Source organism: Antiquaquibacter metalliresistens (assembly GCF_029211225.1).
In the GTDB taxonomy this organism is placed as follows: domain Bacteria; phylum Actinomycetota; class Actinomycetes; order Actinomycetales; family Microbacteriaceae; genus Rhodoglobus; species Rhodoglobus metalliresistens.
In genome coordinates, this window is record NZ_JARGEM010000005.1 from 173,670 (window position 1) to 200,301 (window position 26,632).

Below are 26,632 nucleotides of genomic sequence, written 5' to 3' on the forward strand. Positions count from 1 at the left end.
GCTAGGCTCAAGCCATGGCGAAGCGTTCAGGCGCCGTTCCCGGCGTCTCTTACGTCATGCCGGTGTTGAACGAGGTGCAGCACATCGAGGCGGCGATCGACAGCCTCACCGGGCAGGACTACGACGGTCCGTACGAGATCATCACGGCCCTCGGCCCGAGCGTCGACGGCACCAACGACGTCATCCAGGCCATGGCGGCCAAGAACCCGCACCTGCGCCCGATCCCCAACGAGGCCGGATCCACGCCCGGCGGCCTCAACGCCGCCATCCGTGCCGCGGAGCACGACATCGTCATCCGGGTCGACGCCCACTCCGTGCTGCCGACCGAGTACACGCGAGTGGCCGTGCGCACGCTGCAGGAGACCGGAGCCGACAACGTCGGCGGGATCATGAAGGCGCAGGGCACGACCCCCTTCGAGAAGGCCGTCGCGCACGCCTACCGTTCCCCGGAGGGGCTCGGCGGCACCCAGCATCACGTCGGCGGCAAGGCGGGCCCGGCCGACACCGTCTACCTCGGATCGTTCCGCAAAGACCGCCTCTTCGCGGTCGGCCTGTTCGATGAAGACATCAAGCGCGGACAGGACTGGGAGCTCAACCGCCGCCTGCGCGCGAGCGGCGGCACGGTGTGGTTCACCCCCGAGCTCGAGGTGGTCTACCGGCCGAGGTCGAGTCTGCGCAAGCTCATCCGGCAGTTCGTCGCCACGGGCATCTGGCGCGGCGAACTCGCACGGCGCTTCGGGGCGGCCAACGGCATCCGCTATTTCGTGCCTCCCGTCGCCGTGCTCGGCATCACCCTCGGCCTCGTGCTCGGCCTCGTGGGGCTGTTCGCGAACGTGCCGTGGTTGCTGCTGGCATTCGCGGTGCCGGCCGTGTACGCGGTGTTCGTGATCGCGGCATCCGTGATCGCGGCCCGCGAGGGGCTACGCACCGGGCTCTGGTATCTCGTAGTGTTGCCCTGCATCCACTTCGGGTGGGGCATCGGGTTCGTGCTTGGGTTCCTCAAGCTGACCAGGAACATCACTGCACAGACCGGAAGGTGACACGAGTGACCATTGACGGTCATCCGGTTCGACCCGCCTCGATCGCGCAGCTGCGCGAGGTGACGCAACCGCCCAGCGTGCGGCAGCGCGCGAACGCCGAGCACTGGACGGCGTCGCTGTACCTGCGCGACCTCTCGCCCTACCTCACCTGGCTACTGCTGAAGACCAGCATCTCCGCCAACGGGGTCACCGGCCTGATGATCGTGGTCGGATGGATGACGGCCGCGGCCCTGCTGATCCCCGGCATCGCAGGCGCCTCCCTCGCTCTCGTGCTGGGGCAGCTGCAGATGCTCGTCGACTGCTGCGACGGGGAGGTCGCGCGCTGGCGCGGCACGAGCTCGCCGGCCGGGGTGTTCCTCGACAAGGTGGGGCACTACACGACCGAGGCGCTGATCCCGATCGCGCTCGGCATCCGCGCCGCCGGCTGGCCGCTGGAGTTCCCGGCCGACTTCGCCTGGACGACCGCGGGCCTCGCCCTCGCCCTGGTGATCGTGCTGAACAAGGCGCTCAACGACATGGTGCACGTCGCTCGCGCCAACGCGGGCCTCGACAAGCTCAGCGACCGCAAGGAGGAGGCGGTGCCCAGTCAGCGGCTGATCGCCCGCCTGCGGCGTGCCGCCCGCTTCGTGCCCTTCCACCGTCTGTACCACTCGGTGGAGCTGACCATCCTCGTGTTCGTCGCCGCGATCGTGGGGCTCTTCCTGCCGCCGCTGGCCGCCGATCGCGGGCTGCTGCTCATCCTGCTGCCGCTGTCGGTGCTCGCCCTCGTCGGGCACTTCGTGGCGATCATGGCCTCGAAGCGAGTGCGCTCCTGAGTGCGCCGACCGTCGGCGTGGTCTGCCTCACGATGGGCAGACGACCGCACGACCTCGCCCACGGGCTCGCATCCCTCGCGGGGCAGACCGGGGTGGAGCTCGACATCGTCGTGGTCGGCAACGGCTGGGAGCCGGTCGGGCTGCCCGCGGGGGTCAAGTCGCGCTATCTGCCCGAGAACCTCGGCATCCCGGCCGGTCGAAACCGGGGTGTCGCGGACGTGGCGGGGGAGTACCTGTTCTTCCTCGACGACGACGCGAGCCTGCCGTCGCCGACCTTCCTCGCCGATGCAGTCGCCCAGCTTCGGGCCGACCCCACGATCGGTCTGCTGCAGCCGAGGGTCGTCGACCCCAGCGGCAGCGAGAACCCCCGCCGATGGATCCCGCGCATTCGCAAGGGCGACCCGGCGCACTCGAGCAACGTGTTCTCGGTGTGGGAGGGCGCCACGCTGCTGCCGCGCGCCGTCTTCGACGACATCGGCGGTTGGGGCGACCCCTACTTCTACGCGCACGAGGGCATCGAGTTGGCGTGGCGGGTGTGGGCGGCGGGAAGACGGGTCTGGTACGCCGGCGACCTGGTGGCGCATCATCCGGCGATCGAGCCCACGAGGCACGACTACTACTACCGACTGAACGCCCGCAACCGGGTGTGGTTGGCCAAGCGCAATCTGCCGTGGGTGCTCGTGCCGTTCTACGTGGGCAGCTGGACGGGCATCCAGCTGCTGCGGTCGGTGCGCAACCGCGCCGGACTCGGCGCGTGGTTCGCGGGCTGGTGGGAGGGTTGGCGGCGCAACCCCGGCGGGCGCCGCAGCATCGGATGGGTAACGGTGTGGCGGATGAGCCTCGCCGGTCGTCCGCCGCTGGTTTGATGGTCTCGTGGGATTGCTGAACGACTTCGGAACCGCGCGACGCCTCGTGCGCAACGCGTGGATCTCGCGCAAGAACAGGGGCGCGGTCGCGCGGCGTCAGCCGGAGCATCCGTGGCCCGCGCCGGGCACGATCAAGATCGCCGTGTACTTCGCAGACACCAAGGTCAACCTGTACCAATTGCGGCAGTGGTACGCACCTCTGGCCGAGTTGCAGCACGACTGGCCGGTGGCCATCATCAGCCGAAGCCCGAGCACGGTGCTCGCGCTCTGGAACGAATCGCCCGTGCCCGCCGTCTATGCCCGCAGCGTCGCGGCGCTCGAACAGTTCGTGCACGAGCAGGACATCCGCATCGTGTTCTACGTCAACCAGAACGCCAGGAACTTCCAGATGTTCCGCTACGGCCGCATGTGGCACGTGTTCATCAACCACGGCGAGTCCGACAAGATGTACATGACCACGAACCAGTTCAAGGCCTACGACTACAGCTTCGTCGCCGGGGATGCCGCGATCGACCGTCTGAGCCACAAGCTGTGGGACCTGGACCTCGAGAAGAAGATCATCGCGATCGGGCGCCCGCAGGCCGATCATCTGCAGGGGGAGCTGCCCTACACGCCGGATGAGCGCACCGTGGTGCTGTACGCGCCGACGTGGGAGGGCGACCGTGCCGCTGCCGCCTACGGCTCCATCGCGACCCACGGCGTCGCGCTCGCCTCGGCGGTGCTCGCGTCGCCCGACCACCGACTCATCTACCGCCCGCATCCGCGCAGCGGTGTCGTCGACCGCGACTACCGGGCCGCGAACGAGGCGATCAAGGCGGCGATCGCGCGGGCCAACGCGGCCGACCCGACGGCGCAGCACGTGTTCGACGACGGCGGCGCGCTCGGCTGGCAGCTGATGGCCGCGGATGTCGCGATCACCGACATCTCCGCCATGATCTACGACCGGCTGGCCACGGGCAAGCCCATCATCGTCACCCGTCCGGCATCGCCCGAGGCGGACGTCGACGAGAACGGATTCCTCGGCGCCTGCGAATGGCTGACCGCGGACGCCGCCGGCGACATCCTCGCGATCGCCGAGCGCGTGCAGTTCGACCCGTCCTCCCGCGACACGCTCGCCTTCTGGGCGGAGCGGCATTTCGGTGACACGACACCCGGGGTGGCGACGGCGCGCTTCCGGGCTGCGATCACCGCGCTCCTGCGGGAGTGGGACCGGCACGCCGCCCTCCACCGCGGCGACGTCGTCGGCAGCGAGGGCGATCCGTTCGTCGGCGACGAGGACGACTCGGCCGACGACTAGCCCGACCCGGCCGGGCCGGGGTGACCAAAGACCCTGTGTCGGGTGCGCGGCGCTTTCTAGGCTCGCTGGATGACGAGCCGCGTTGTGCACTACAACATCCCCATCGACGATTCCGAGCGGGCCGGTGCCTTCTATGGTTCGGTCTTCGGCTGGAAGGCCACCAGGTGGGGGCCCATGGATTACTGGACGATCACGGCCGGCGACGAGCCGGGCCCGGGGGTCGAGGGCGCGTTCACGGCGCGCGCCGAGGCGCCCGAGGGGGTGATCGTCTTCATCGCCGTGGATGACGTGGACGCGACCCTGGCGAAGGTGAAGCAAGCCGGCGGCATCCCGGTGACCGAGAAGCAGCCGATCCCGACCTTCGGCTGGATGGCCCGCTTCCGCGACAGCGAGGGCAACCTCATCGGCCTGTTCCAGGAGGACCCGACCGTGCCGATGCCGGGCGGCCCGTCGGCCTGACCGCCGCTAGTCCTGCGACGGGTCGATGGGCACGAGCGCCTCGGACGCCTTCGGCTTGCGCCTCGGCAGCGAGGGAATCGGGATGCGCAGCTCCCGCCGCTCGGTCGGCTCGCGCTTCGGTCGTGGCGCGCGGGGCTCGCGCTTGGGACGCTGGAAGTCCTGCAGCCAGCTCGGGAACGTCGCCGGAGCCGGCCCGAAGCCCTCGCGCGCGGTGCGCACGATCTGCCGCCCGAGCAGGTGGTTGCCCCCGCCGCCGATGGCCGCACCGATGCCGAAGGGGATGAGGCGGCCGACGACATTGGTGCCCTGCGCCACTGCGAACTTCTTCACGAACGTGCGCTTGATGCGGTCCGCGATGGGCTCCATCGCGGTCATGGGCAGGCTCTTGGTGAGCATCTCGCCCCAGAAGGTGCTCTTGGCGGCGCCCGTGCCGGTCACCTGACCGGCGAGCTGCCTGACGAGATCGGTGCCGGCCGTGCCGAGCACCATGGTCATCACGAGGGCGCGCGCGCGATCCGGATCGTCGACGACGATGCCGTGCACCTCGGTCACCGACTGGGCGAACAGCGCGCTCGCCTCGAGAAAGCCGGCGGTCTCGACCCCGGAGAGCACGAGCGAGGTGCCCGTTCCGATGGTGGGCACGGCAGCGCTGGCACCGACGAGAGCACCGCCCGTGGTGACCGCCGCGAGGTAGCGGCGCTCGAGGATGCGGATCAGCTGCTCGGGCGAGGCATCCGGTCGTGATCGGCGGATGCTGCGGATGTGCGCGAGCACCACGGGCCGCTGCACCGTGAGCACACGATCGATGCCGCGCACGACCATCGGGTTGGACAGGTTCACGTCCTGTTTCTTGGCCATGGCACCACGCTAGCTGGCGTAGTCGGCGTTGTACCGCGCGAGCACGTCGTTGATCGGTGCGTCGAGCACGAGGGCACCCTTGTCGAGGTAGAGGCCGCGGGTGCAGAACCGGCGCAGATCCTTCTCGTTGTGCGAGACGAAGAACAGGGTGCGGCCGCCGGCGAGCAGCTCCTCGATGCGGGCGTAGCACTTCTCCCGGAAGGCCTTGTCACCCACCGCCAGCACCTCATCGACGAGGATGATGGGCTCCTCGAGCCGGGAGATCACCGCGAACGCGATGCGCACCTTCATGCCGCTGGAGAGGTGCTTGTACGGAGTGTCCACGAAGTCGCCGATCTCGGCGAAGTCGATGATCTCGTCGAAGCGCGCGGCGATCTCCGACTTCGTCATGCCGTGCAGGCCCGCCGTGAGGTAGACGTTGTCGCGCACGCTGAGGTCGTCGACGAACCCGCCGGTGATCTCGATCAACGGGGCGACACCGCCGTGCACCTCCACGCGGCCCTCGTCGGGCAGGATCACCTCGGCGACGAGCTTGAGCAGCGTCGACTTGCCTTGACCGTTGCGGCCGACGACCCCGATCGCTTCGCCGGCTCGAACGTCGAAGTTCACGCCTCGCAGCGCCCAGAACTCGCCCGGACGTGACCGTCGTTTGCGGGAGGAGAACAGGTCTTTGAAGTTGCGACGACCGCGGCGGTTGCGGCGGAAGCGGATACCGGCGTTCTCGACCCGGATGACGGCGGGGGCGATCTCGGGCATCGTCAGATCTCCTTCAGCACGGCACGCTCGGTGCGATGGAAGACGAGGATGCCGATCACCAGGATGATCGTGCTCATGCCGGCACTGACCGCGACGGCGAACCAGTCCAGTTCGGCGGGGAAGAAGGCCGCCCGATACAGCGCGAAGATGCCGCTCAGCGGGTTGAACGCCGCCCAGAAGTCCAAGCCCAACTTGGTGAGGTCGGGCAGGCCGTAGATGATCGGGCTCGCGTAGAACAGGAACCGCAGCGCGAGCTTCGTGGCGCGCTCGAGATCGCGGAAGAACACCACGAGCGGGGCGACGATGAGTCCGACGCCCATGGTGAGCACCGCTTGCAGCACGATGCCCAGCACGAAGAACACCGCCTCCCAGTGCAGTGTCGCGCCCGTGGCGATCGCGAAGAGGGCGAGCACCGGAAGGGCGGCGACGAACTCGATGCCCTTGGAGAGCACGAGACGGGCCACCCAGATGGTGCGGGGGATCTTGGTGGAACGGATGAGCTTGGCCTCGCGCAGGTAGGCGCGCGTGGCATCCGATACCGCGCCGTTGAACCACATCCACGGCAGGAGGCCGGCGAGCAGGAACACGATGTACGGGTCTTCGCCGACGGCACGGCCGCCGAACACCTGGGTGAAGACGAACCAGTAGATGCCCGCCATCACCAGCGGATCGAGGATCGACCACAGGTAGCCGAGTGCCGACGTCGAGTAGCGCACCCGAAGGTCTCGCACCGTCAGCAGCCACAGCGACTGGCGGTATCTCGAGAGTGGTGACCGGGCGGGACGGGGAATCGCGGCGCCGGACACGGGTCCTATCGTACGGTCTCGACTCCGATCGAGCGCCGGTGATCGACCGGAGTCGAGATCCGGGGGCGAGGTCAGGTCAGACGAAGAGGTTCGCCCGCTCCAGATCCTCCGCGAAATCGATCTCGACCGCGTACAGATCGGAGATGTCCGCCGGCTCGATGCGCAGCCCATCCTGCTCGATCGCCAGCTCGATGCCGCGCTCGAAGTAGTCCTGGTCGCCGACGCGCTTGAGCTGGCGCAGCAGCACCGCCTTGTCGTCGCGCGCGATGTAGTTGATGCCGACGGCCTCGCCAAGTCCGCCTTCGACGGACTTCGAGAGCTCCTTGATGAATCCCTCGGCGTCGGTGGTGTACTTGACCTCCTCGTCGGAGACCTTCGCGGTGTTGACCGAGACGAAGGACTGGTCGCGGGCGACGAACGCCGCGGCGCGGTCGAGCGCCTCGGGGTCGAAGACGACGTCGCCGTTCATCCACAGCACGCCGCCGGGCGCCGAGGCCTGGAGCGCGCGCATGAGGCTCTTGGAGGTGTTGGTCTGGTCGTACTGCTCGTTGTAGACGAAGTTCGCGTCCGGGTGCGCTTCGATGATGTGCTCGAGCTTGTAGCCCACGACGACGGTGACGTGGGCGTTGTTGCCGAACGCGTAACGGATGTTGTCGAACTGCTGCTGCATGATGGTGCGGCCGTCGGCGAGTTCGGTCAGGGGCTTCGGGAGGGAGCGGCCCAGTCGGCTGCCCATTCCGGCGGCAAGGATCACGATCTGCGTGGTCATGTCACTCCTCGGGGTCATCTCAGCCCTCGGTGCGGGCTGTTGTTCGCCGAATGTTCACCGGGGGATTGCTGTCAAGACACTCCGTTGTGCTCGCCCAAGGTTACCGGCGGGGGCTGGGTGCAACACGTGAACCGCGGTGGTTGTTGCACAGTTGTGATGGAAACTCTGAGCCGGGCTCCGCTTGGTAGGTTGGGACGGTGGAGAACTCTGCGGATTCCGGCGCCGGCAAGAAGCCGCGTGCGAACGCGCGCCCGACGGGCTCTTCGCGCATGCCGCCGCCGGCGCGCAAGCCCGCGGCCAAGCGGCCGGCATCGAAGAGCGTGAAGCCGAAGCCGGCCCCAGCACAGGAGGTCTCGGTCGATGAGACCGGGATGCCCGAGGCCGTCGAGGTCGAGCAGGCGCCCGTCGAGGCGCCCACCCCGGCACCCGAGGCCGAGTCGGCTGTCGATACGGTCGAGCCCGAGCCCGAGCCCGAGCCCGAGCCCGAGCCCGAGCCCGAGCCCGCTGTCGAGGCCGTGGAGCCGGAAGCCGAGCCGGAGCCGGACCCCGAGCCAGAACCCGCGCCCGAGGGCCCCGCCGTCGATGCCGCGGAGCCGAGCGCTGCACCCGAAACCGAAGCCGAGCCCGCCGCTCGTTCCACGCTGACGCAGCTCGCGGCCTGGACCCGCCGGGTCACCGCCGCGACCGGGGCGCGCATCGCGACGTCCACGAGGCGCGCGTCGGCGGCGGCGCGCGCGGGAGCCGCTGCGGCGGCGGAGCGTGCGTCCGTCGCCCGTGCGGCCGCACAGGAGCGCGCCGAGGCGGCTCGGGTCGTGCACGAGGAGCGCGTGGCATCCCGCGAACTCGCGAGCCTGGAGAAGGCCACGGCGGCGCCCAAGATCGTCGAGGCCGAGCTGGTGTTCGACCTTGCGCCGGCGGTCGACCCCGCGGAGTACGTGCTCGCGGTGCGCGGGCTCACCAAGCGCTTCGACGACAAGCTCGCCGTGGCGGGCATCGATCTCTTGGTGCGCCCGGGATCGTTCTACGGCATCGTCGGGCCGAACGGGGCGGGCAAGACCACGACCCTGTCGATGATCACCGGGCTGCTGCGCCCCGATGAGGGCACCGTCACCGTGCACGGGAGGGATGTCTGGGCCGACCCGGTCGCCGCCAAGCGCAACATGGGCGTGCTGCCCGACCGGCTGCGCCTGTTCGACCGCCTGACCGGCGCGCAGCTGCTCTATTACGCCGGCGTGCTGCGCGGACTCGACGCGCACACCGTCAAGCAGCGCACCGCCGATCTGGCGGCGGCCTTCGGCATCGAGGAGGCGCTCGCGCGCCTCGTGAGCGACTATTCGGCCGGCATGACCAAGAAGATCGCGCTCGCCGCGGCACTCATCCACTCTCCCCGGCTGCTCGTGCTCGACGAGCCCTTCGAGTCCGTCGACCCGGTCTCGGCGGCGAATGTCACGCGCATCCTCAAGCAGTACGCGGCCGCCGGTGGCACCGTGGTGCTCTCCAGCCACAGCATGGATCTCGTGCAGCGCATCTGCGACAACGTCGCGGTGGTGGTCGGCGGCGTCATCCTGGCCGACGGCACGATGGACGAGGTGCGCGACGGTGCGAGCCTCGAGGAACGCTTCGTGGAGCTCGCGGGCGCCCGCACGAACGCGGAGGGCATCGAATGGTTGCACAGCTTCTCCGACTGAGGCTCACGCTGCTGCTGGGTGCGTTCCGCGGCGGCCCGCTGCGCAGCTTCGGCATGGTGCTCGCACTGCTGTATGTGCTCGCGCTCTCGGCCGTGAGCATCATCGGATTCACGACTCTGCGCGAGCAGACCCCGGATATCGCTCGCGCGGTGATCGTGGTGGTCGGCTCCCTGGTCGTCGCGGCGTTCCTCGTGCTCCCGCTCGCCTTCGGAGCCGATGACGGTCTCGACCCGCGCCGATTCGCGCTCTTCGGCATCTCGCCCGGGCGATTGTCCTTCGGGCTGGCGGCGGCGGCGTTCATGAGCGTGCCCGTGATGCTGGTGTCGGTGCTCGCGGTCGCGCAGATCATCACCTGGTCGCGGGGCCCCGTGCCCACGCTGTTGGCGGTCGTCGCCGCCGTGGTGCTCGTGCCCACGTGCGTGCTCGCCTCCCGCGTGGCGAGCGGCATCGCCGCGACCTTCCTCGCGTCCCGTCGGGCGAGGAGCCTGACCGGGGTGCTGCTCATGCTGCTGGCGGCGATCCTGGCTCCGCTAGCCGCGATCCTCGCCACCGTGGACGGCGAGAGCCAGGCGCTCCCGGTGCTGCGCCGCCTGACCGCGGTGCTCGGCTGGACGCCGCTCGGCGCCGTCTGGAGCGTGCCCGCGGATGCCGCGAACGACAGCCTCGACACCGCCTACGCCAAGCTCGCCATCGCCGCCGCCTTCCTCGTGGCACTCGCCCTCGCGTGGCGGGTGCTGGTCAGCGCCATGCTGCGACGCCGGGAGCGGCTGACGGAGGTGCGCCGGTACTCGGGCCTCGGCTGGTTCGAGCGCCTGCCCGCCAGCCCGCGCGGCGCCATCGCCGCCAGGAGCCTGAGCTACTGGACGCGCGATGCACGCTATCGCGTGGCGATCGCGGCGATCCCCGTGGTGCCGGTCGTCATGGTGGTTGCACTGCTGATCGCCGGGATTCCGATCGCCGTGATCGCCTGGATCCCGGTGCCGGTGATGTGCCTGTTCCTGGCCTGGATGCCGCACAACGACCTCGCCCACGACTCCACCGCCTTCTGGGTGCACGTGTCCGCGAGCACCAGCGGCGCGGACGACCGATGGGGGCGCCTGGTGCCGGCGCTGGGCATCGGTGTGCCGCTGGCCCTGGTCGGCAGCGCGGTGACCGCCCTGATCGTGGACGACTGGATGCTGCTGCCGGGCCTGATCGGACTCAGCCTCTGCGTGCTGCTGGCCGGCCTCGGGGTCTCGAGCGTGGCATCCGCCGGATACCCCTACCCGGCGGTGCACCCGGGCGACAGCCCCTTCGCGCAGCCGCAGGCGGTGGACAGCTCGGGGTCGACCGTGCAGGCGTTCTCGCTCATCGTCACCCTGCTGGTGGCCGTGCCGGTGGTCGCCCTGGTGGTGCTGGGCGCACTGTTCGATCCGATGTGGTACCTGATCGCGCTCGGCGCGGGGGTCGTGGTCGGAGTGCTCGCACTCGTGCTCGGCGTCCGCTGGGGCGCGTCCATCGTCGCGCGGCGGGCGCCGGAACTGCTCGCCTTCACCCTGCAGAACTGAGCGACGTAGGATCGGTGCATGGCTGGCACGGAACCGACTGGCGGGGGCACCGACACCCTCGATCGCGAACTCGAGGAACTGCTCAATCGCACCGTCGTCGACGAGGGCGACCACGAGCGGTTCTCGCACTACGCGCCCAAGAACGCGATCATGGAATCCGCGCTCACCGGCAAGCCGGTGCGTGCCCTCTGCGGCAAGCTCTGGGTGCCGGGTCGCGACCCGGAGAAGTTCCCGGTGTGCCCGACCTGCAAAGAGATCTACGAGAAGCTCAAGCCCTAGACGTAGACCGTCTCGAGCGCCGGTTCGCCGCGGCTCAGGCGCAGCGCGCCGGGCGGCAGCTCCGCGATCGCCGCGGCCCGGTGCTCGCGCGCGGCAAGGGTGCCCTCGACCCCGCAGAACTTGCGTTCGATCTCGCCCGCGGTGACCATCGGCACGAGCAGCGGACGCTCCCAGACGGATGCCGCGGGCCGCTCCTCGACGTAGATCCGCTCCTCGAGCGCGACCCCGTCGCGCACCGCGCGCACGGGCACCTTGCGGCCGCCGACCGTCGCCTTCGCGGCGGACGTCTTGGCCACCGACACCCACTCGCCGTCGCCGCCGCGGTGCGCGACGAGCTTGTAGACCAGTCCAGCGGCGGGATGCCCCGACCCCGTGACCACGGAGGTGCCGACCCCGTAGGCGTCCACCGGTGCGGCCCGCAGCGCCGCGATCGCGTACTCGTCCAGATCGTTCGTGACGGTGATCCGCGTGTTCTTCGCGCCCAGCGCGTCGAGCTGCTTGCGCACCGCCGCGACCTGTTCGGCGAGGTCGCCGGAGTCGATGCGCACCGCTCCGAGGTCCGGTCCAGCGACCTTCACCGCGAGCTCGACGCCGTGCTCGATGTCGTAGGTGTCGACGAGCAGCGTGGTGGCGGGGCCCAGGGCATCCACCTGCGCCTGGAATGCGGCCTCTTCGCTGTCGTGCAGCAGCGTGAAGGCGTGTGCCGCGGTGCCCATGGTCGGCATGCCCCACCGCCGCCCGGCCTCCAGGTTGCTCGTCGCGCCGAACCCGGCGATGAAGGCCGCGCGCGCCGCCGCGACCGCGGCGTGCTCATTGGCGCGCCGCGACCCCATCTCCGACAGGGGCCGCCCCTCGGCGGCGTTCACCATGCGCGATGCCGCGGAGGCGACCGCGCAGTCGTAGTTGAGCACGCTCAAGGTGAGTGTCTCCAGGATCACCGCCTCGGCGAAGGTGCCGTCGATGACGAGCATGGGGGAGCCGGGGAAGTAGGTCTCGCCCTCCCGATAGCCGGAGATGTTGCCGCGGAAGCGGTAGTCGGCGAGCCAGTCGAGGGCCGGGGTGCCGACGACGGCGTTGTCGCGCAGCCACTGCAGCTCGGCATCGCCGAAACGGAACTGCTCGATCAGTTCGAGCAGGCGACCGGTGCCGGCGACGATGCCGTAGCGCCGTCCTTCCGGCAGGCGTCTGGCGAAGACCTCGAAGATGCACTCGCGATCGGCGGTGCCGGAACCGATCGCGGCATCCAGCATGGTCAGCTCGTAGCGGTCGGTGCGCAGGGCGGTGCTCATGGGACGACGATAGTAGAGTCGATCACCATGACCGACGCGCCAATCGGAGTCTTCGACAGTGGCGTCGGTGGACTCACCGTGGCGCGCGCGATCATCGACCAGCTGCCGCAGGAGTCGATTCTCTATGTCGGCGATACCGCGCACTCGCCCTATGGACCCAAGCCCATCGCGGAGGTGCGTGGCTACGCCCTCGCCGTCATGGACGATCTCGTCGCGCAAGGGGTGAAGCTGCTTGTGATCGCCTGCAACACGGCGTCGGCGGCGATGCTGCGGGATGCCCGCGAGCGCTTCACCGAGGGCTACGGCATTCCCGTGGTCGAGGTCATCCAGCCCGCGGTCCGGGCCGCGGTGCGCCAGACCCGCAACCGCCGCGTCGGCGTGATCGGCACCGAGGGCACCATCAAGTCGAAGGCCTACGAGGATGCGTTCGCCGCGGCATCCGACCTCGAGCTGTTCACCGCCGCCTGCCCCAGGTTCGTGGAGTTCGTCGAGGCCGGTATCACCAGCGGCGCCGAACTGTTCGAGGTCGCCGAGGGCTACCTCGCGCCGCTGAAGGCGGCGGGCGTCGACACGCTCGTGCTCGGCTGCACGCATTACCCGCTGATGTCGGCGGCGATCCAGTACGTGATGGGACCCGAGGTCACCCTCGTCTCCAGCGCCGAGGAGACCGCGTTCGACGTCTACCGCACCCTCGTCGCGCACGACCTGGAACGGCACGCGCTCACCCCACCCACCCATGAGTTCGAGGCGACCGCCGACACGGCCGGATTCAAGCGCCTGGCCTCCCGATTCATCCCGGAGGTGGTGCGCGTCGAGACGTTCGAGACGGGCGCCATCCCGATCACACAGAGAGAAGCACGATGACCCGCAGTGATGGCCGCGAGGCCGACCAGCTCCGACCCGTCACGATCGAACGCGGTTGGAGCGAGCAGGCCGAGGGCAGTGCGCTCATCTCGTTCGGCAAGACGAAGGTGCTGTGCACGGCATCCTTCACCAACGGCGTGCCGCGCTGGCTCACCGGCAAGGGCAAGGGCTGGGTGACCGCCGAGTACGCGATGCTGCCGCGCTCGACCAACGACCGCATGGACCGCGAGTCGGTCAAGGGCAGGATCGGCGGACGCACGCACGAGATCTCGCGCCTGATCGGCCGTTCGCTGCGGGCCGTCATCGACACCAAGGCGCTCGGCGAGAACACGATCGTGATCGACTGCGACGTGCTGCAGGCCGACGGCGGCACGCGCACCGCCGCGATCACGGGCGCCTACGTCGCGCTCGCCGACGCGATCGAGTGGGGCCGTTCCAAGGGGTTCATCGGCAAGAACGCGAAGGCGCTGCACGACTCCGTCGCCGCGGTGAGTGTCGGCATCATCGACGGGGTACCCCTGCTCGACCTCGCCTATGTCGAAGACGTGCGCGCCGAGACCGACATGAACGTCGTCGTCACCGGTCGCGGGCTCTTCGTCGAGGTGCAGGGCACCGCGGAGGGCGCGCCCTTCGATCGTCACGAACTCGACTCGCTGCTCGACCTCGCCCTCGGTGGTGCCGCCGATCTCACGCGACTGCAGACGGAGGCGCTCGCCGGATGATCCAGCTCGTGCTCGCCACGCACAACTTGCACAAGGTGCAGGAGCTGCAGCGCATCCTGGGCCCGTCTCTCGACGGCATCGAGCTGCTCGCCTACGAGGGTCCCTCGCCGGTCGAGGACGGCGACAGCTTCGCGGCGAACGCGCTCATCAAGGCGCGGGCCGCGGCGGCCTTCACCGGGCTGCCGGCGATCGCCGACGACTCGGGCATCTCGGTCGACGCGCTGGGCGGCGCGCCCGGCATCGACTCCGCCCACTACTCGGGCGAGCGGGATGACGCGGCCAACGTCGCCCATCTGCTCGCCGCTCTCGGCGATGCCCCCGACCGCGCGGCGCACTTCACCTGCGCCGCCGCCCTCGTCAGCGGCACCGACGAGTTCGTGGAGCTCGGAATCTGGCCCGGCACCGTGCTGCACGAACCGGCCGGGCCGAACGGCTTCGGCTACGACCCGATCTTCAAGCCGGCGGGCTTCTCCGTGAGCGCCGCCGAGCTGCGCCCCGACGAGAAGAACGCGATCAGCCATCGCGCGCTCGCGTTCCGACAGCTCATGCCGATCGTGCGCCGCGAGTTGCTCGGCTGAGTTCCAGCGGCCCGATGGGCCGAAAGCCTCTGTGGCGCCTGCGTGCCGACTGCGACCATTCCCGTGGAACGGAGCACGTCATGCAGCAGCGCACACGAACGACGATCGCGAAGACCCTCGCGATCCTGGGCACCGTGCTCGTGGGGATTCCCCTTGCCGCCCCGATCGTATTCGGCATCGCTTTCCTGATCGCCAGAGGCGGCCTCCATCTCGACGTGCTGATGCCCGGCGAACTGTTCGTGCTGGTGTTCATCGGTGGCGCCCTGCTGCTCGCGAGCAGCCTTCTCGCGCGTCGGCAGCGCTGGACGACGGGTGTGCTGCTCGCCGCCGCGGTGCTGTTCCTGGCGGTGATGGCGTGGGCGGCGCAGGCGACCGGGCTCGCCTCGGGTCGCACGGCCGCCGAGGGATGGCCGCTGGCGCTGGTGACGGGCGTCTACGCGCTGTACGTGGCGGCCACGATCGGGCTGTTCGTCGTCGGCGTGCTGCTCTGCCGCGCACTGTTCGCCCGGTCGGCCTAGATCCCGAGCGCCGCGAGCGATTCGCCCAGGGTCTGGGCCGACCGAGTCAGCGACTGCGCCTCTTCCACGGAGTAGGGCACGTCGATGACGTGCGAGACCCCGCCGGCGTCGACCACGCTCGGCACGGAGAGGGCGATGCCGTCGATGCCGTGGTAGTCGTGCAGCACGCTGCTCACCGGAAGCACCACGCCTTCGTCCCGCAGGATCGCCTCCACCGTGCGAGCGGCCGACAACCCGATGGCGTAGTTGGTGGCGCCCTTGCCGACGATCACGCGATATGCGGCGGTCTTGACATCCTCGGCGATGATCGCGAGCTCGGCGAGGGTCAGCGGCGTCCCCGTCTTCGGCTGCCATTCCAAGATCGGCACGGGCCCGATGCGCGCCTGCGACCACAGCGCGAACTCGGAGTCGCCGTGCTCACCGACGATCATGGCGTGCACGCTCGACGTGGAGACGCCCAGACGCTGGCCCAGCAACCAGCGCAGCCGTGAGGAGTCGAGCACGGTGCCCGAGGCGAACACGCGAGCCGGTGGCAGACCGCTGATGCGCTGCGCCGCGACCGCGAGCACGTCGCACGGGTTCGAGACCACCATGAACACCGCGTTCGGCGCACGCTCGACGAGCTTGGGCATCATGTCGCGCAGCAGCTCGACGTTGACGGCGGCCAGGTCGAGGCGGGACTGCCCGGGATGCTGCTTGGCGCCCGCGGTGATCACGACCACGTTCGACCCCTCCACCATCGTGAGATCGGTGCCGCCGGTCACGCTCGCCGACCCCGTGAACTGGGAACCATGGGCCAGGTCGAGCACTTCGGCTTCGACCTTCTCGGGCCGGATGTCGTACAGGGCGATCTCGCGCGCGCTCTCGCGGATCATGGCGGCGTACGCCACGGAGGTGCCCACCGCCCCGGCTCCGATGATGGTCAGCTTCGAGTTCTCGATCACGCTCATGCCGTCAGCCTGGGCCAGATCGCTCCGGAGGTCTAGGGGCGATGGGCCCACACCAGTAGTATTTCGGTGTGCCGAAATCTCCCAATGCCGTGAGACCCGAGACCAAGGGACCTGTGGGAGGTCGGGCGCGCGCGACGCTGCTGCTGCTCGGTCCCGCCTTCGTCGCCGCCATCGCCTACGTCGACCCCGGCAACGTCGCCGCGAACCTGACGGCCGGTGCGCGCTACGGCTACATGCTGCTGTGGGTGCTGATCGTCGCCAACGCGATCGCCGTGCTGGTGCAGTACCAGTCCGCCAAGGTCGGGCTCGTCACCGGACGCAGCCTGCCTGAGTTGCTCGGCGACCGGTTGAAGCCGTGGCCTAGGCGCCTCTACTGGCTGCAAGCCGAGCTCGTCGCGGCGGCGACCGACATCGCCGAGGTGATCGGCGGCGCGATCGCGCTCTACCTGCTGTTCGGGGTGCCCCTGCTGGCCGGCGGGGTCATCGTCGGCGTGATCTCCATGGGCCTGTTGATGCTGCAGTCGACCCGCGGTCAGCGGCCGTTCGAGGTCGTCATCATCGGCCTGCTCGCCGTGATCGTCGTCGGCTTCGTCACCGGCCTCGTCGTCAACGGCCTGGACTGGGGCGCTGCGCTCGGCGGCGTCGTGCCACGCTTCGAGAACACCGATTCGGTGCTGCTGGCCACGAGCATGCTGGGTGCCACCGTGATGCCCCACGTGATCTATCTGCATTCGGCGCTCGCGCGCGACCGTCACGGGGTGAGCGACGATCCGGTGCGCATCCGCTCGCTGCTGCGGGCGACGAAGTGGGATGTCGGTGCCGCCCTGCTCATCGCCGGCGCGGTGAACATCTCCATGCTGCTGCTCGCCGCCGCCGCGCTGCGTGGCGTGGACGGCACGGACACCATCGAGGGCGCGCACGCCGCGATCGTCGCGGCGCTCGGCCCGGGCATCGGCGTCGTGTTCGCGATCGGGCTGCTGGCCTCCGGCCTGGCGTCGACGAGCGTCGGCACCTACGCGGGGTCGGCGATCATGGGTGGGCTGCTGAAGATCAAGGTGCCGCTGATCGTGCGCCGGCTGGTCACGCTCATCCCGGCGCTCATCATCCTGGGCGTTGGCTTCGACCCGACCGAGGCGCTCGTGCTCAGTCAGGTGGTGCTGAGCTTCGGCATCCCGTTCGCCCTGATCCCGCTCGTGGCGATCGCGAGTTCGCGCAAGCGCATGGGGGAGTTCGTCAACGCCACGTGGTTGAAGGTGGCGGGCTGGGTGTCGGCCGTCGCGATCACGGCGATCAACATCCTGCTGCTCGTGCTGGTGGCGACCGGCACGTGAGAATCGCCATCGAGGACTACGTCAAGGTGATCTACAGCCACACCGAGTGGCAGCCGGACCCGATCACGACCGGTGCGCTCGCCGCCCGGCTCGGGCTGGCCGCGAGCTCGGTCACGGAGATGATCAAGAAGCTCGTGGCGCAGGGTCTGGTGCGGCACGAGCCGTACGGCGCCATCGAACTGACGGCGGATGGCACGGCGCTGGCCGTGCGCCAGGTGCGCCGTCATCGCCTGATCGAGACCTGGCTCGTGCAGCGCATGGGCTACGCCTGGGACGAAGTGCACGACGAGGCGGAGGTGCTCGAGCACACCGTCAGCGACCGCCTGCTGGAGGCGATCGATGTGCAGTTGGGGCGACCCGTTCGCGACCCCCACGGCGATCCGATTCCGGCGGCGGACGGCGCGGTGTCGCGGCCGGACGCGGTGACGCTGGCCGTGGCATCCGGCGGCGGTCGCATCGTGCGCATCAGCGACCGCGACCCGGTGCTGCTGCGCCACCTCGAGGCGGAGGGGCTCGTCGTGGATGCGCTCGTCACACCCGCCCAGCGAGCCGAGCTCGCGCGCGAGGCGCTCGAGTCGATCTGGGTGACGGCCGGGTGAACTCGGTCGTTCTCGTGCGTCGGGCCCTCGCGTTGGTGGGTTCTGGGGCGTTCGCGCGGCCCGCCTAGCGGGGCCCTCGGGACGTTCGCAGAATCAAGGACAGTATCCTTGATCTTCCGAGTCGGCGAGCCGCCTCAGCGGCAGGCCGAACTCCCGGGCCGGCGGTCGGCGTCGCCGGGTCGGGCGCGGAAGGGCACTGATCGCAGAAGGGCCTAGTCGCCCAGCTTCTGGTCGAAGTCCTTCGGGTGCAGCGCGAGGGCTTCGGCCTCGGCATCCGTGAGGATCTTCGCATCGGCCGCGCGCTTCTTCGCCTTGCGCGTGGACTGCCAGTAATGGAAGGCGGTCGGGATCACCGTGATCAGCACCGCGCCGATCAGGATGATGTCGATGTACTCGCGCACGAAGTCGCCGAGGATCGGTACATAGCCCAGCAGGTAGCCGAGGAACGTGAGACCCACACCCCAGATGACCGCGCCGATGAGGTTGTAGAGCGTGTACTTGCGGTAGTCCATGTGCCCGACGCCCGCGGCCACCGGCGCGAACGTGCGCACGATCGGCACGAAGCGGGCGAGGATGACGGCGAGGCCGCCGAAGCGCTCGAAGAACTTGTTGGTGCGCTTGACGTTCTCGATCGAGAACAGCCCGGTCTCCTTGCGCTCGAAGATCCTGGGCCCGGCCTTGTGACCGATCAGATACCCCACCTCGCCGCCCAGGAACGCCGACAGGCCGATCGCGAGCGCCACCCACCAGACGTCGAAGCCGATGCCCGGGTAGAACGCCAGCAGGCCGGTGATCACCAGCAGCGTGTCGCCCGGCAGCAGAAAGCCCACGAGCAGGCCGGTCTCGGCGAACACGATGAAGCACACCACGAGCAGCGCCCACGGGCCGGCACCCTGGATGATCGTCTCCGGGTCGAGCCACGGGATGAGGGCCATAGGTACCAAGGTGAACTCCAGTCGTCGGTTTGCCAGTCGGCCAATCGGCGGCGGTCAGGGCGTTCTGAACAGGGTACTAGTTCGGTGCCGTGCGGAAGGCGGGACTTGAACCCGCACGCTCGAAAGCACAGGAACCTAAATCCTGCGTGTCTGCCAATTTCACCACTCCCGCGTGATTACGAGTCTAGGACGGGACCCCTAAGCCTGGCCGTAGACCCAATCGACGAAGAGCTGTCCCGGAACGAGCACGAGGTAGGCGATCGCGAGGATTCCCGCCACCATGAGCACCCACAGACCCGCAGTGCGCCAGCGGCCGACGACGCGCCGCTTCGTGATCGGGTTCCAGAAGCTGAAGCGGAACCAGGCGACCGCGGCCGCGAACGCCGCGAGGATCACGAGCGCACCCGCGCCGATGCTCGCGACCGTCGGCCGGATCGAGTCGGATGCCGCCCACGCCGCCATGCCCGCGACAAGTCCCGTGATGGTCACCACCACGATGCCGGAGAAGGTGCGCGTGGTCACGTCCCGCCAGAACGATTCCGTGCGCACCCACTCGGCGATCCAGGTGCGGGGTTCGGTGGGGGTCTCATCGGTCATGGCGGGAGCCTAGCGACCTGCGCGACGAAGGTTGCGCGCGAATGTGGACAGTGTTTACATTGGTGGCATGCAGAAGGTCGTGCTCTACGCATCCGTCTCCATCGATGGCTACGCCGCAGGCGTGGACGACGACATGCGGGTGCTGCACGGCTGGGCGTTCGGCGACCCGCGTCAGGCGATCGATCCGGCTGTCTCGGCAGAGTTCTTCGGCGCCGGGGCCGTCATCTTCGGCGCCGGGACGCTCCGCGCCGGCGACCGGGAGTGGGGCGACGAGGACATCTTCCCGATGCCGGTCTTCGTGCCCATGCACGAGCCGCGTGCGCCCGTGCACCGCAACGGCTCGCTGTTCACCTTCGTCGCCTCGGTCGACGAGGCCCTCGCGCGGGCTCGGGCCGCCGCGGGGGACAAGGACGTCTACATCATGGGCAGCCCGAACGTGGCCCAACAGTTGCTGGCCGCGGGCGAGATCGACGAGCTCGAACTCGCACTCACCGAGGTGATCCTCGGCGACGGCATCCCGCTCTTCGATCGCTCGGCGGTCGCTCCGGCCCGGCTCGATCGGGTGCGGGTGGTGGAGTCGCGCGGCATCGTGCACGTGCGGTATCGGGTGCAGCGGCCTGTGGATAGCGCCCAGCGCTGAGCCGCGGCATCCGCGAGCATGGCGGCATGAACGCGCAGGCCGACATCGCGCAACGGGTGCGGGAGCGCGTGCGGCTCGACGGCGTCGACCTCGGCGCCGACCGGGATCTCGCGGCGAAGTATGTGCACGACGAGGTGCGCCGCTACAGCGAGCGGGCGCTCGGCGGGTCGTTGCCGCTGTTGGAGAACGAGGCGGAGACCGCGCGGCAGGTGGTCGCGAGCCTGACCGGGTTCGGGCCGCTGCAGCCCTACCTCGACGATCCCGAGATCGAGGAGGTGTGGATCAACGCGCCCGATGCCGTGTTCGTCGCCCGGGGCGGCGTGCCCGAGCCGACCGGGCTGACCCTCACCGATGGGGAGGTGCGCGACCTGGTCGAGCGGATGCTGCAGTCCTCCGGTCGACGCGTCGACCTCAGTTCCCCGTTCGTCGACGCCTCGCTGCCCGACGGCTCCCGTCTGCATGTGGTGATCCCGGATATCACCCGCCGACACTGGGCGATCAACATCCGAAAGTTCAGCCGTCGGGTGCGCGACCTGCAGCGCCTCGTTGCCCTCGGCAGCCTCAGCCACCAGGCGAGCGAGTTCCTGCGGATGTGCGTGCTCGCGGGCTGCAACATCCTGGTCTCCGGCGCGACCCAGTCGGGCAAGACGACGATGCTCAACGCGCTGCTCGCGGCGGCGCGGCCGAGCGAGCGGGTCGTGACCGTGGAGGAGACCTTCGAGCTGGCGCCGGCATCCCGCGACGCGGTCGCGATGCAGTGCCGGCAGCCCTCCCTCGAGGGCACGGGCGAGGTCACGCTTCGTCGTCTCATCAAGGAGGCGTTGCGCATGCGCCCCGACCGTCTCGTGGTCGGCGAGGTGCGCGAGGCGGAGTCCCTCGACCTGCTCATCGCGCTCAACTCGGGGTTGCCGGGCATGTCGAGCATCCACGCCAACAGCGCGCGCGACGCGCTCGTGAAGCTCTCCACCCTGCCGCTGTTGGCGGGACGCAACATCGACTCCGGGTTCGTCGTGCCGACCGTGGCCGGCTGCATCGACCTCGTCGTGCACTGTGAACTCGGACGCTCGGGACAGCGGCGCGTCGTGGAGATCGTCACCCCGAGCGGCAACGTGACCGCGGGGGTGATCGAGGCGAGCCCCATCTTCGCGCTCTCGGGCGGTGAGCTCGTCGCGACCGGGGGATACCCCGCGCGCACGGGCAAGTTCGCCGCCGCCGGACTCGACCCGGCCACGGTGCTCGCGCGGGGTGCGGCGTGACGCTCGTCGCCGGCCTCGCGCTCGGGGCCGGACTGCTGCTGGTCATCTCGCCGTTCCTCTGGCCGCGCACCGCCCGCACCCCGCGGCGCGCGCTGCCCGGGTTGCGCGACCGGCTCGTGCAGGCGGGGCTGCAGCGCGTGAGTCCCGCCACCGTCATCGCCGTGTCGGTGCTGCTCGGCGTCGCCGGGGCGGCCCTCGCGTACGGCATCGTGCGGGTGAGCGTGCTCGCGGTCGCGGCGGGGGTCGTGGCATCCGTGACGCCGATGCTGGTGATCTCGTGGCGCGCCCGCATGCGGCGTCGCGCTGTGCGGGTGATGTGGCCGGATGTCGTCGACCACCTCGTCTCGGCCGTGCGCTCCGGGCTCGCGCTGCCCGACGCTCTCGCGGGCCTGGCGGCCGCTGGGCCCGAGAGCTTGCGTCCCGCGTTCGCCGTGTTCGCTCGTGAGTACCGCGCGAGCGGCAACTTCGGGCTCTGCCTCGACGAGCTCAAGGCGCGGCTCGCCGACCCGGTTGCGGACCGCATCCTCGAGACGCTGCGCATGGCACGCGAGGTCGGCGGCAGCGAGTTGACGACGGTGCTGCGCAACCTGGGCGCTGCGCTGCGCACGGATGCCGCGATCCGCTCCGAGGTCGAAGCCCGCCAGTCCTGGGTGGTGGTCGCCGCCCGCCTCGGGCTCGCGGCGCCCTGGATCGTGCTCGTGCTGCTCGCCACCCGGCCGGAGGCCGCGGCCGCCTACGACTCGCCGGGCGGCGTGGCGCTGATCGTCGGTGGGCTGGTCGTGACCGTGATCGCCTACCGCGTCATGCTCGCGCTCGGACGACTGCCCGAGGAACGGCGGTGGTTCGCGTGAGCGTCGCGCTCGCTTGGGCCGTGCTCGCCGGCCTCGCCCTCGGCGTGGGGTTGTGGAGCCTCGCCAGTCTCGCGCCGCGCATGAGCCGACCGCGCCTGGCCCGCCGCGTCGCGCCATACCTCGGTGACATCTCGCCCGCCGCCCGTGAGGCGCTCGCACCCCCGGCGCCCGGGCCGCTGCCGGTGTTCGGGGTGCTGCTGCAACCGCTGCTCTCGCGCGGGCAACGCCTCCTGGGCGGGGTGCTCGGTGGCTCGGAGATCCTGGCTCGGCGTCTGCGCCAAGCGGGCTCCTCGCTGACCGTCGAGGCCTTCCGCGGTCAGCAAGTGCTGTGGGGACTCGTCGGCGCCGCGCTCGGGGTCGGCGCCGCGCTCGCCGGCGCGCAGCTCCCGCTCGGGGTGCGGGCCGTCACCGTGGTCGTCTTCGCCGTCGGCGGCGTCGTCGGCAGGGATGTCGTACTCCAACGTGCCGCGAAGGCCCGCCTCACCCGGCTGTCGAGTGAGCTGCCCGTCGTGCTCGAGTTCCTCACGCTGAGCCTCTCCGCGGGGGAGGGACTGCTCGACGCGATCCGGCGGGTGGCGCGGGTCAGTCGCGGTGAGCTCGCGGTGGAGTTGGCGGGGGTCGTGGCATCCGTCAACACCGGCTTGCCGTTCGGCGAGACGCTCGCCGCGCTCGCTCGCGACCTCGAGCTGCCGGCCTTCACGCGCTGCGTCGAACAGTTGGTCGGCGCGCTCGAGCGCGGCACGCCGCTCGCCGAGGTGCTGCGCGCCCAGGCGCAGGACGCCCGCGACGACGCCAAGCGCGAGCTGCTGGAGACCGCGGGCAAGAAGGAGGTCGCGATGCTGTTCCCGCTGGTCTTCCTGATCCTGCCGGTGACGATCGCGTTCGCGATCTTCCCGGGGATCTTCGTGCTGCAGGTGGGGTTCTAGGTTGCTAGCATTGCTAGCAGGAGGCGAGATGGCGGCGATCACCGTGCGGAACCTGGATGACGACGTGCAGCGTCGCATCAAGCTGCGCGCCGCTCGCAACAACCGCTCGATGGAGGCGGAAGCCCGGGCGATCCTGACCTCGGCGGTCGAGCGCGGCGGTTTCGTGGAGGCGTGGCTCGAACTCGCCGACGAGCATCGCGGACTCGAACTCGCGCTCCCGGAGCGCAGCAGCGCGCGGGACGTCGACCTCGAGTGATCCTGCTCGACACCAACGTGCTGTCCGAGCCGCTGCGGCAGCGCCCGGATGCCGCGGTGCTCTCGTGGCTCGCAGTCCACCCGGAGGCGGCGATCACCGCGATCACGGTCGGTGAGCTGCTCGTCGGGGTCGGGCGCCTTCCCGCCGGAGCGCGCCGTGAGAGTCTCGCCACCGCGATCGACCGCGCGATCGGGCGGGCCGACGTGCTCGACTACGATGAGGCGGCCGCGCGCGCCTACGCACGGATTCAAGAGCAACGACGCGGCGCCGGGCACCCACTCGCCGTCGAAGACGGGATGATCGCCGCGATCTGCCTCGCCAACGACGCCGCGCTCGCCACCCGCAACACGCGCGACTTCGAGGGCCTCGGTGTCGAGCTCATCGATCCCTGGGAGCATACCTAGAACCACGCTGTACCTAGAACCGCAAGGTATAGTGGCCGCGTGAACATCGACAAGGACCTCGTCGCCGCGATGGCGACCCCTCTCGTGCTCGCGATCCTCGTGGAGGGCGCGAGCTACGGCTACGCGATCCTCAAGCGGGTGCGCGAGCTCTCCGGCGGCGATCTGGAATGGACCGACGGGATGCTTTACCCGCTGCTGCACCGCCTGGAACGCCTCGGCAGCATCCGTGCGGAGTGGGGAGTCTCGCCCGAGGGCCGACGCCGCAAGTACTACGAGATCACCGAGCAGGGCACCGCGCAGCTCGCGGAGCAGCGTAAGCAGTGGGAGACCGCCAACCGCACGCTCGGCGGCCTCTGGGGTCTGACGGCGCCGGCGGTGGGCGCATGAGCGCGGCGCTGGAGGCACGCATCGACCAGTGGCGCGTCGCGGTGCTGCGCGGCCGCACGGTCGACGCGGCGGACGCCGACGAGCTCGAGAGTCACCTGCGCGAGCAGATCGCCGACCTCGAGACCGCGGGCCTGAGCGATGACGAGGCGTTCCTCATCGCGGTGCGGCGGCTCGGCGCGGCCGACCGGCTCACCGCCGAGTTCGCGCGCGAGCACGGCGACCGGCTGTGGAAGCAGCTGACCGTCGCCCCCGTCGAAGAGGGGCCGCGGCGGCAGCTGCTGGTGATGCTCGGCTTCGCCGCGGTCGCGGCGGTGCTCATCCAGGTCGGCCGCCTCACGGCTGAGGCATCGGGCCCCAGCACCGGGTGGATTCTGCGTGACGCGAGCCTGTTCGTGCTGCCCGTGCTCATCGCCTACTTCGCGGTGCTGCGACGGATGCCGTGGCGCCGCATCGTCGCGCTCGCCGGCACGGTCGTGCTGCTCGCCGCGATCGCGAACGTGTTCCCCTTCGTGCTGGGCGGCAGCACCGAGGTGCTCGTCGCTATTCACCTTCCGGTGGCGCTGTGGCTCGTCGTGGGTGCGGCCTACCTCGGCGGCGACATCCGTTCCTCGAACCGCCGCATGGATTTCGTGCGCTTCAGCGGTGAGTGGGCGATCTACTTCACCCTGATCGCGCTCGGCGGCGCCGTGCTGCTCGGGCTCACCGCGGCGGTGCTCACCCCGATCGCACCCGATGCGATGCAGCCGATTCTCACGTGGGTGCTGCCATCCGGCGCGGCTGCCGCCGTGATCGTCGCCGCGTGGCTGGTGGAGGCCAAGAAGAGCATCATCGAGAACCTCGCGCCCGTGCTCACCGCCATCTTCACGCCGCTGTTCGCGGTGATGCTGCTCGGCTCGGCGCTCGCCTATGCGATCACCGGTCTCGGCCGCGACTTCGATCGCGACCTGCTCACGGTCTTCGACGTGCTGCTACTCGTCGTCGTCGCGCTCGTCGTCTACGGCATCTCCGCTCGCGACGCGACCCGCGGCGCCGGGGCGATGGACGTCATCCGGCTCGTCGCGGTCGTCGCGGCGATCGTGCTCGACCTGCTCGTGCTCGTCGCGATGCTGGCCCGGGTCGGCGAGCTGGGATTCACGCCGAACCGGCTCGTGGCGCTCGGCCTCAACGTGATCCTGCTCGTCAACCTGCTCGGCACGGCGTGGCTCACGCTGCGGCTGCTCACCGGGCACGGGCAAGCGGTGCGCATCGAGCGCTGGCAGACCGAATATCTCGCCGCGTTCGCCGTGTGGGTGGCGTTCGTGCTCGTCGCGGTGCCCCCGATCTTCGGGTTCGCGTAGGGCTCAGATCGCGGCGGTCTCGATCGCCTGGTGCACCGCCTCGAGCACCTCCGGGTCCCAGGTGAGCGCGGTGCTCCAGTCGAGCCCGGCGGCATCCGAGATGAAGATGCTGTGCGTGCGTTCGAAGGTCAGCGTGCGCCGGTGCGGCAGCACGGATGCCGGCACCTCGGTCGCGAGCGCGCTCCAGGGCGACACGAGCCCGTCGTGGGGCCAGTACTCGGGAGAGCCGTCGGCGGTGAAGCGCGAGCCGGCGATGAGCATGACCGGGATGTCATCGAGCACGCCGGTCTGGAACTCGTTCCAGCCGCCGGGGCCGGTGAGGTACCTCCTGGTGACCTCCTGCGCGGCGCCGACCGGGATCGAGTCGGCGCGCTTCTTGAACTCCTGCACGACGAGCTCCGAGAAGCGGTCGCCGGCGCACACCGAGAGGTCCACATCGCCCACCGCGTAGTCGGAGACGATCGCACCCTGCCACGGGGTGCCGAGCGTCGTGAGCGACCGCACACGGATCGGGGATGCCGTGGCCTTCAGCACCCGGATCGCCGCCCGCGAGAACAGCCCACCCATCGAGTGCGCCACGAGGTCGATCGTGTCGACGCCGTAGTCGCTGTGCAGAAAGCCGAGGAATCGCGCGAGGTGCTCCCCGGCGAGATCGATGTCGCCCGTGGAGTTGACCGTGAGGTGATCGGGGAGGTCGAACGGCATCCCGCCGAACGGCCCGAAACCGGTGAGCTGCTCGACGACTCGGCCGCGCGCGTTCATCGCGGGAGAGGTGTAGACGGCGTGGCCCCTGGCGAGCAGGAACTCGCGCAGGGCGGTGTCGGTGTTGCCGGCGGCGAGGCCTGTCGTGCAGGCGCGGTCGGGCGTCGTGAACGGCGAGATGGCATCCCCACCGGAGACGATGACGACGGCGCGGGACGAGGAGGCGGCGGGATCGGTGACCATGGCAATGAGCAGTATCCCACCGCGGCGGGCTGTGGATAGGCACGAACGTCCCGTGCTCGCCGCGCGC

General features: G+C 70.0%; 31 protein-coding genes and 1 tRNA gene. 22 read left to right on the forward strand and 10 right to left on the reverse strand.

The window, feature by feature from the left end:
- Positions 1 to 14 precede the first annotated feature (14 nt).
- From PYV02_RS10795 to PYV02_RS10815, 5 genes are all read left to right on the forward strand, one after another.
- Positions 15 to 1,040 (forward strand): glycosyltransferase family 2 protein, encoded by a 1,026-nt coding sequence (locus tag PYV02_RS10795; protein ID WP_275759023.1) that lies wholly within the window; start codon positions 15 to 17, stop codon positions 1,038 to 1,040.
- Between the two features lie 5 nt (positions 1,041 to 1,045).
- On the forward strand, positions 1,046 to 1,855 hold the full coding sequence (locus PYV02_RS10800; RefSeq protein ID WP_275759025.1) for a CDP-alcohol phosphatidyltransferase family protein: 810 nt from the start codon (positions 1,046 to 1,048) through the stop codon (positions 1,853 to 1,855).
- Positions 1,856 to 1,887: 32 nt separating this feature from the next.
- Positions 1,888 to 2,721 (forward strand): glycosyltransferase family 2 protein, encoded by an 834-nt coding sequence (locus tag PYV02_RS10805; RefSeq protein ID WP_275759027.1) that lies wholly within the window; start codon positions 1,888 to 1,890, stop codon positions 2,719 to 2,721.
- 7 nt (positions 2,722 to 2,728) lie between these two features.
- The gene (locus PYV02_RS10810; protein ID WP_275759029.1) at positions 2,729 to 4,018 is read left to right on the forward strand and encodes a CDP-glycerol glycerophosphotransferase family protein; all 1,290 of its coding nucleotides are present in this window, start codon (positions 2,729 to 2,731) and stop codon (positions 4,016 to 4,018) included.
- Between the two features lie 69 nt (positions 4,019 to 4,087).
- Positions 4,088 to 4,477 (forward strand): VOC family protein, encoded by a 390-nt coding sequence (locus PYV02_RS10815; RefSeq protein ID WP_275759031.1) that lies wholly within the window; start codon positions 4,088 to 4,090, stop codon positions 4,475 to 4,477.
- Positions 4,478 to 4,483: 6 nt separating this feature from the next.
- Here PYV02_RS10815 and PYV02_RS10820 read toward each other — a convergent pair whose 3' ends face one another.
- The 4 genes from PYV02_RS10820 to PYV02_RS10835 all read right to left on the reverse strand — a co-directional run bounded on the left by PYV02_RS10820 (position 4,484) and on the right by PYV02_RS10835 (position 7,666).
- Complete coding sequence (locus tag PYV02_RS10820) at positions 4,484 to 5,335, reverse strand: hypothetical protein (protein WP_275759033.1); 852 nt, start codon at positions 5,333 to 5,335, stop codon at positions 4,484 to 4,486.
- Positions 5,336 to 5,344: 9 nt separating this feature from the next.
- Positions 5,345 to 6,091 carry an ABC transporter ATP-binding protein gene (locus PYV02_RS10825; RefSeq protein WP_275759035.1) on the reverse strand — a complete coding sequence of 249 codons (747 nt, stop codon included), beginning with the start codon at positions 6,089 to 6,091 and terminating at the stop codon, positions 5,345 to 5,347.
- Positions 6,092 to 6,093: 2 nt separating this feature from the next.
- Complete coding sequence (locus PYV02_RS10830) at positions 6,094 to 6,897, reverse strand: ABC transporter permease (protein ID WP_275759037.1); 804 nt, start codon at positions 6,895 to 6,897, stop codon at positions 6,094 to 6,096.
- A gap of 76 nt (positions 6,898 to 6,973) precedes the next feature.
- The gene (locus PYV02_RS10835) at positions 6,974 to 7,666 is read right to left on the reverse strand and encodes a phosphocholine cytidylyltransferase family protein (RefSeq protein ID WP_275759039.1); all 693 of its coding nucleotides are present in this window, start codon (positions 7,664 to 7,666) and stop codon (positions 6,974 to 6,976) included.
- Positions 7,667 to 7,863: 197 nt separating this feature from the next.
- Here PYV02_RS10835 and PYV02_RS15410 point away from each other — a divergent pair, with 197 nt between their 5' ends.
- From PYV02_RS15410 to PYV02_RS10850, 3 genes are read left to right on the forward strand one after another with little or no spacing between them, the layout of a single operon-like run.
- On the forward strand, positions 7,864 to 9,354 hold the full coding sequence (locus PYV02_RS15410; protein WP_420833621.1) for an ABC transporter ATP-binding protein: 1,491 nt from the start codon (positions 7,864 to 7,866) through the stop codon (positions 9,352 to 9,354).
- On the forward strand, positions 9,330 to 10,901 hold the full coding sequence (locus PYV02_RS10845) for a hypothetical protein (protein WP_275759040.1): 1,572 nt from the start codon (positions 9,330 to 9,332) through the stop codon (positions 10,899 to 10,901). Before PYV02_RS15410 ends, PYV02_RS10845 begins: the two co-directional genes overlap by 25 nt.
- Positions 10,902 to 10,919: 18 nt before the next feature.
- Positions 10,920 to 11,180: a DUF3039 domain-containing protein gene (locus PYV02_RS10850; RefSeq protein ID WP_275759041.1), complete on the forward strand. Its 261-nt coding sequence runs from the start codon at positions 10,920 to 10,922 to the stop codon at positions 11,178 to 11,180.
- On the opposite strand, the gene PYV02_RS10855 is transcribed toward PYV02_RS10850, so the two are convergent.
- Positions 11,177 to 12,469, reverse strand: a complete 1,293-nt coding sequence (locus PYV02_RS10855) for a nicotinate phosphoribosyltransferase (RefSeq protein ID WP_275759042.1) — start codon at positions 12,467 to 12,469, stop codon at positions 11,177 to 11,179. The genes PYV02_RS10850 and PYV02_RS10855 overlap by 4 nt on opposite strands.
- Positions 12,470 to 12,496: 27 nt before the next feature.
- Here PYV02_RS10855 and murI point away from each other — a divergent pair, with 27 nt between their 5' ends.
- From murI to PYV02_RS10875, 4 genes are all read left to right on the forward strand, one after another.
- Complete coding sequence (murI, locus tag PYV02_RS10860; RefSeq protein ID WP_275759043.1) at positions 12,497 to 13,333, forward strand: glutamate racemase; 837 nt, start codon at positions 12,497 to 12,499, stop codon at positions 13,331 to 13,333.
- A complete protein-coding gene (gene rph, locus PYV02_RS10865; RefSeq protein WP_275759044.1) occupies positions 13,330 to 14,055 on the forward strand; it encodes a ribonuclease PH in 726 nt (241 codons plus the stop codon). The genes murI and rph overlap by 4 nt, the downstream gene beginning before the upstream one ends.
- Positions 14,052 to 14,633 carry an RdgB/HAM1 family non-canonical purine NTP pyrophosphatase gene (gene rdgB, locus PYV02_RS10870; protein ID WP_275759045.1) on the forward strand — a complete coding sequence of 194 codons (582 nt, stop codon included), beginning with the start codon at positions 14,052 to 14,054 and terminating at the stop codon, positions 14,631 to 14,633. The genes rph and rdgB overlap by 4 nt, the downstream gene beginning before the upstream one ends.
- An 80-nt stretch (positions 14,634 to 14,713) precedes the next feature.
- Positions 14,714 to 15,151, forward strand: a complete 438-nt coding sequence (locus tag PYV02_RS10875; protein WP_275759046.1) for a hypothetical protein — start codon at positions 14,714 to 14,716, stop codon at positions 15,149 to 15,151.
- Here the strand turns inward: PYV02_RS10875 and PYV02_RS10880 are convergent.
- Positions 15,148 to 16,101 (reverse strand): L-lactate dehydrogenase, encoded by a 954-nt coding sequence (locus tag PYV02_RS10880; protein WP_275759047.1) that lies wholly within the window; start codon positions 16,099 to 16,101, stop codon positions 15,148 to 15,150. The genes PYV02_RS10875 and PYV02_RS10880 overlap by 4 nt on opposite strands.
- Positions 16,102 to 16,169: 68 nt before the next feature.
- On the opposite strand from PYV02_RS10880, the gene PYV02_RS10885 reads away from it, so the two are divergent.
- Together PYV02_RS10885 and PYV02_RS10890 are read left to right on the forward strand one after the other, a co-directional pair.
- Complete coding sequence (locus tag PYV02_RS10885) at positions 16,170 to 17,432, forward strand: Nramp family divalent metal transporter (protein ID WP_420833622.1); 1,263 nt, start codon at positions 16,170 to 16,172, stop codon at positions 17,430 to 17,432.
- Complete coding sequence (locus PYV02_RS10890) at positions 17,429 to 18,031, forward strand: metal-dependent transcriptional regulator (protein ID WP_275759048.1); 603 nt, start codon at positions 17,429 to 17,431, stop codon at positions 18,029 to 18,031. The genes PYV02_RS10885 and PYV02_RS10890 overlap by 4 nt, the downstream gene beginning before the upstream one ends.
- A 212-nt stretch (positions 18,032 to 18,243) precedes the next feature.
- Here PYV02_RS10890 and PYV02_RS10895 read toward each other — a convergent pair whose 3' ends face one another.
- From PYV02_RS10895 to PYV02_RS10905, 3 genes are all read right to left on the reverse strand, one after another.
- Entirely contained in the window at positions 18,244 to 18,966 is a 723-nt protein-coding gene (locus PYV02_RS10895; RefSeq protein WP_275759049.1) for a DedA family protein, read from the reverse strand.
- Between the two features lie 90 nt (positions 18,967 to 19,056).
- Positions 19,057 to 19,138, reverse strand: a tRNA-Leu gene (locus PYV02_RS10900).
- A 26-nt stretch (positions 19,139 to 19,164) separates the two neighbouring features.
- A complete protein-coding gene (locus PYV02_RS10905; protein ID WP_275759050.1) occupies positions 19,165 to 19,563 on the reverse strand; it encodes a hypothetical protein in 399 nt (132 codons plus the stop codon).
- A gap of 67 nt (positions 19,564 to 19,630) precedes the next feature.
- Between PYV02_RS10905 and PYV02_RS10910 the strand changes: the two genes are divergently transcribed.
- The 8 genes from PYV02_RS10910 to PYV02_RS10945 are packed head-to-tail and all read left to right on the forward strand — an operon-like array spanning position 19,631 to position 25,620.
- A complete protein-coding gene (locus PYV02_RS10910; protein WP_275759051.1) occupies positions 19,631 to 20,203 on the forward strand; it encodes a dihydrofolate reductase family protein in 573 nt (190 codons plus the stop codon).
- A gap of 26 nt (positions 20,204 to 20,229) precedes the next feature.
- On the forward strand, positions 20,230 to 21,459 hold the full coding sequence (locus tag PYV02_RS10915; RefSeq protein WP_275759052.1) for a TadA family conjugal transfer-associated ATPase: 1,230 nt from the start codon (positions 20,230 to 20,232) through the stop codon (positions 21,457 to 21,459).
- Positions 21,456 to 22,310: a type II secretion system F family protein gene (locus tag PYV02_RS10920; protein WP_275759053.1), complete on the forward strand. Its 855-nt coding sequence runs from the start codon at positions 21,456 to 21,458 to the stop codon at positions 22,308 to 22,310. Before PYV02_RS10915 ends, PYV02_RS10920 begins: the two co-directional genes overlap by 4 nt.
- A complete protein-coding gene (locus PYV02_RS10925) occupies positions 22,298 to 23,236 on the forward strand; it encodes a type II secretion system F family protein (protein WP_275759054.1) in 939 nt (312 codons plus the stop codon). Before PYV02_RS10920 ends, PYV02_RS10925 begins: the two co-directional genes overlap by 13 nt.
- Before the next feature lie 28 nt (positions 23,237 to 23,264).
- Positions 23,265 to 23,492, forward strand: coding sequence for a FitA-like ribbon-helix-helix domain-containing protein (locus PYV02_RS10930; protein WP_275759055.1), 228 nt, complete (start codon positions 23,265 to 23,267; stop codon positions 23,490 to 23,492).
- Positions 23,489 to 23,896: a type II toxin-antitoxin system VapC family toxin gene (locus tag PYV02_RS10935; protein WP_275759056.1), complete on the forward strand. Its 408-nt coding sequence runs from the start codon at positions 23,489 to 23,491 to the stop codon at positions 23,894 to 23,896. The genes PYV02_RS10930 and PYV02_RS10935 overlap by 4 nt, the downstream gene beginning before the upstream one ends.
- A gap of 39 nt (positions 23,897 to 23,935) precedes the next feature.
- A complete protein-coding gene (locus tag PYV02_RS10940; protein WP_275759057.1) occupies positions 23,936 to 24,283 on the forward strand; it encodes a PadR family transcriptional regulator in 348 nt (115 codons plus the stop codon).
- On the forward strand, positions 24,280 to 25,620 hold the full coding sequence (locus PYV02_RS10945; protein ID WP_275759058.1) for a permease prefix domain 1-containing protein: 1,341 nt from the start codon (positions 24,280 to 24,282) through the stop codon (positions 25,618 to 25,620). The genes PYV02_RS10940 and PYV02_RS10945 overlap by 4 nt, the downstream gene beginning before the upstream one ends.
- 3 nt (positions 25,621 to 25,623) lie before the next feature.
- On the opposite strand, the gene PYV02_RS10950 is transcribed toward PYV02_RS10945, so the two are convergent.
- Positions 25,624 to 26,565 carry an alpha/beta hydrolase gene (locus tag PYV02_RS10950; RefSeq protein ID WP_275759059.1) on the reverse strand — a complete coding sequence of 314 codons (942 nt, stop codon included), beginning with the start codon at positions 26,563 to 26,565 and terminating at the stop codon, positions 25,624 to 25,626.
- Positions 26,566 to 26,632 lie beyond the last annotated feature (67 nt).

Bases quoted from the DNA above. Each gene is read 5' to 3' on its own strand.
- PYV02_RS10795 (WP_275759023.1), top strand. From the start codon at position 15: ATGGCGAAGCGTTCAGGCGCCGTTCCCGGCGTCTCTTACGTCATGCCG.
- PYV02_RS10805 (WP_275759027.1), top strand. From the start codon at position 1,888: ATGGGCAGACGACCGCACGACCTCGCCCACGGGCTCGCATCCCTCGCG.
- PYV02_RS10815 (WP_275759031.1), top strand. From the start codon at position 4,088: ATGACGAGCCGCGTTGTGCACTACAACATCCCCATCGACGATTCCGAG.
- PYV02_RS10820 (WP_275759033.1), bottom strand. From the start codon at position 5,335: ATGGCCAAGAAACAGGACGTGAACCTGTCCAACCCGATGGTCGTGCGC.
- PYV02_RS10825 (WP_275759035.1), bottom strand. From the start codon at position 6,091: ATGCCCGAGATCGCCCCCGCCGTCATCCGGGTCGAGAACGCCGGTATC.
- PYV02_RS10835 (WP_275759039.1), bottom strand. From the start codon at position 7,666: ATGACCACGCAGATCGTGATCCTTGCCGCCGGAATGGGCAGCCGACTG.
- PYV02_RS10845 (WP_275759040.1), top strand. From the start codon at position 9,330: ATGGTTGCACAGCTTCTCCGACTGAGGCTCACGCTGCTGCTGGGTGCG.
- PYV02_RS10850 (WP_275759041.1), top strand. From the start codon at position 10,920: ATGGCTGGCACGGAACCGACTGGCGGGGGCACCGACACCCTCGATCGC.
- PYV02_RS10855 (WP_275759042.1), bottom strand. From the start codon at position 12,469: ATGAGCACCGCCCTGCGCACCGACCGCTACGAGCTGACCATGCTGGAT.
- murI (WP_275759043.1), top strand. From the start codon at position 12,497: ATGACCGACGCGCCAATCGGAGTCTTCGACAGTGGCGTCGGTGGACTC.
- rph (WP_275759044.1), top strand. From the start codon at position 13,330: ATGACCCGCAGTGATGGCCGCGAGGCCGACCAGCTCCGACCCGTCACG.
- rdgB (WP_275759045.1), top strand. From the start codon at position 14,052: ATGATCCAGCTCGTGCTCGCCACGCACAACTTGCACAAGGTGCAGGAG.
- PYV02_RS10875 (WP_275759046.1), top strand. From the start codon at position 14,714: ATGCAGCAGCGCACACGAACGACGATCGCGAAGACCCTCGCGATCCTG.
- PYV02_RS10880 (WP_275759047.1), bottom strand. From the start codon at position 16,101: ATGAGCGTGATCGAGAACTCGAAGCTGACCATCATCGGAGCCGGGGCG.
- PYV02_RS10895 (WP_275759049.1), bottom strand. From the start codon at position 18,966: ATGGCCCTCATCCCGTGGCTCGACCCGGAGACGATCATCCAGGGTGCC.
- PYV02_RS10905 (WP_275759050.1), bottom strand. From the start codon at position 19,563: ATGACCGATGAGACCCCCACCGAACCCCGCACCTGGATCGCCGAGTGG.
- PYV02_RS10910 (WP_275759051.1), top strand. From the start codon at position 19,631: ATGCAGAAGGTCGTGCTCTACGCATCCGTCTCCATCGATGGCTACGCC.
- PYV02_RS10915 (WP_275759052.1), top strand. From the start codon at position 20,230: ATGAACGCGCAGGCCGACATCGCGCAACGGGTGCGGGAGCGCGTGCGG.
- PYV02_RS10930 (WP_275759055.1), top strand. From the start codon at position 23,265: ATGGCGGCGATCACCGTGCGGAACCTGGATGACGACGTGCAGCGTCGC.
- PYV02_RS10945 (WP_275759058.1), top strand. From the start codon at position 24,280: ATGAGCGCGGCGCTGGAGGCACGCATCGACCAGTGGCGCGTCGCGGTG.
- PYV02_RS10950 (WP_275759059.1), bottom strand. From the start codon at position 26,565: ATGGTCACCGATCCCGCCGCCTCCTCGTCCCGCGCCGTCGTCATCGTC.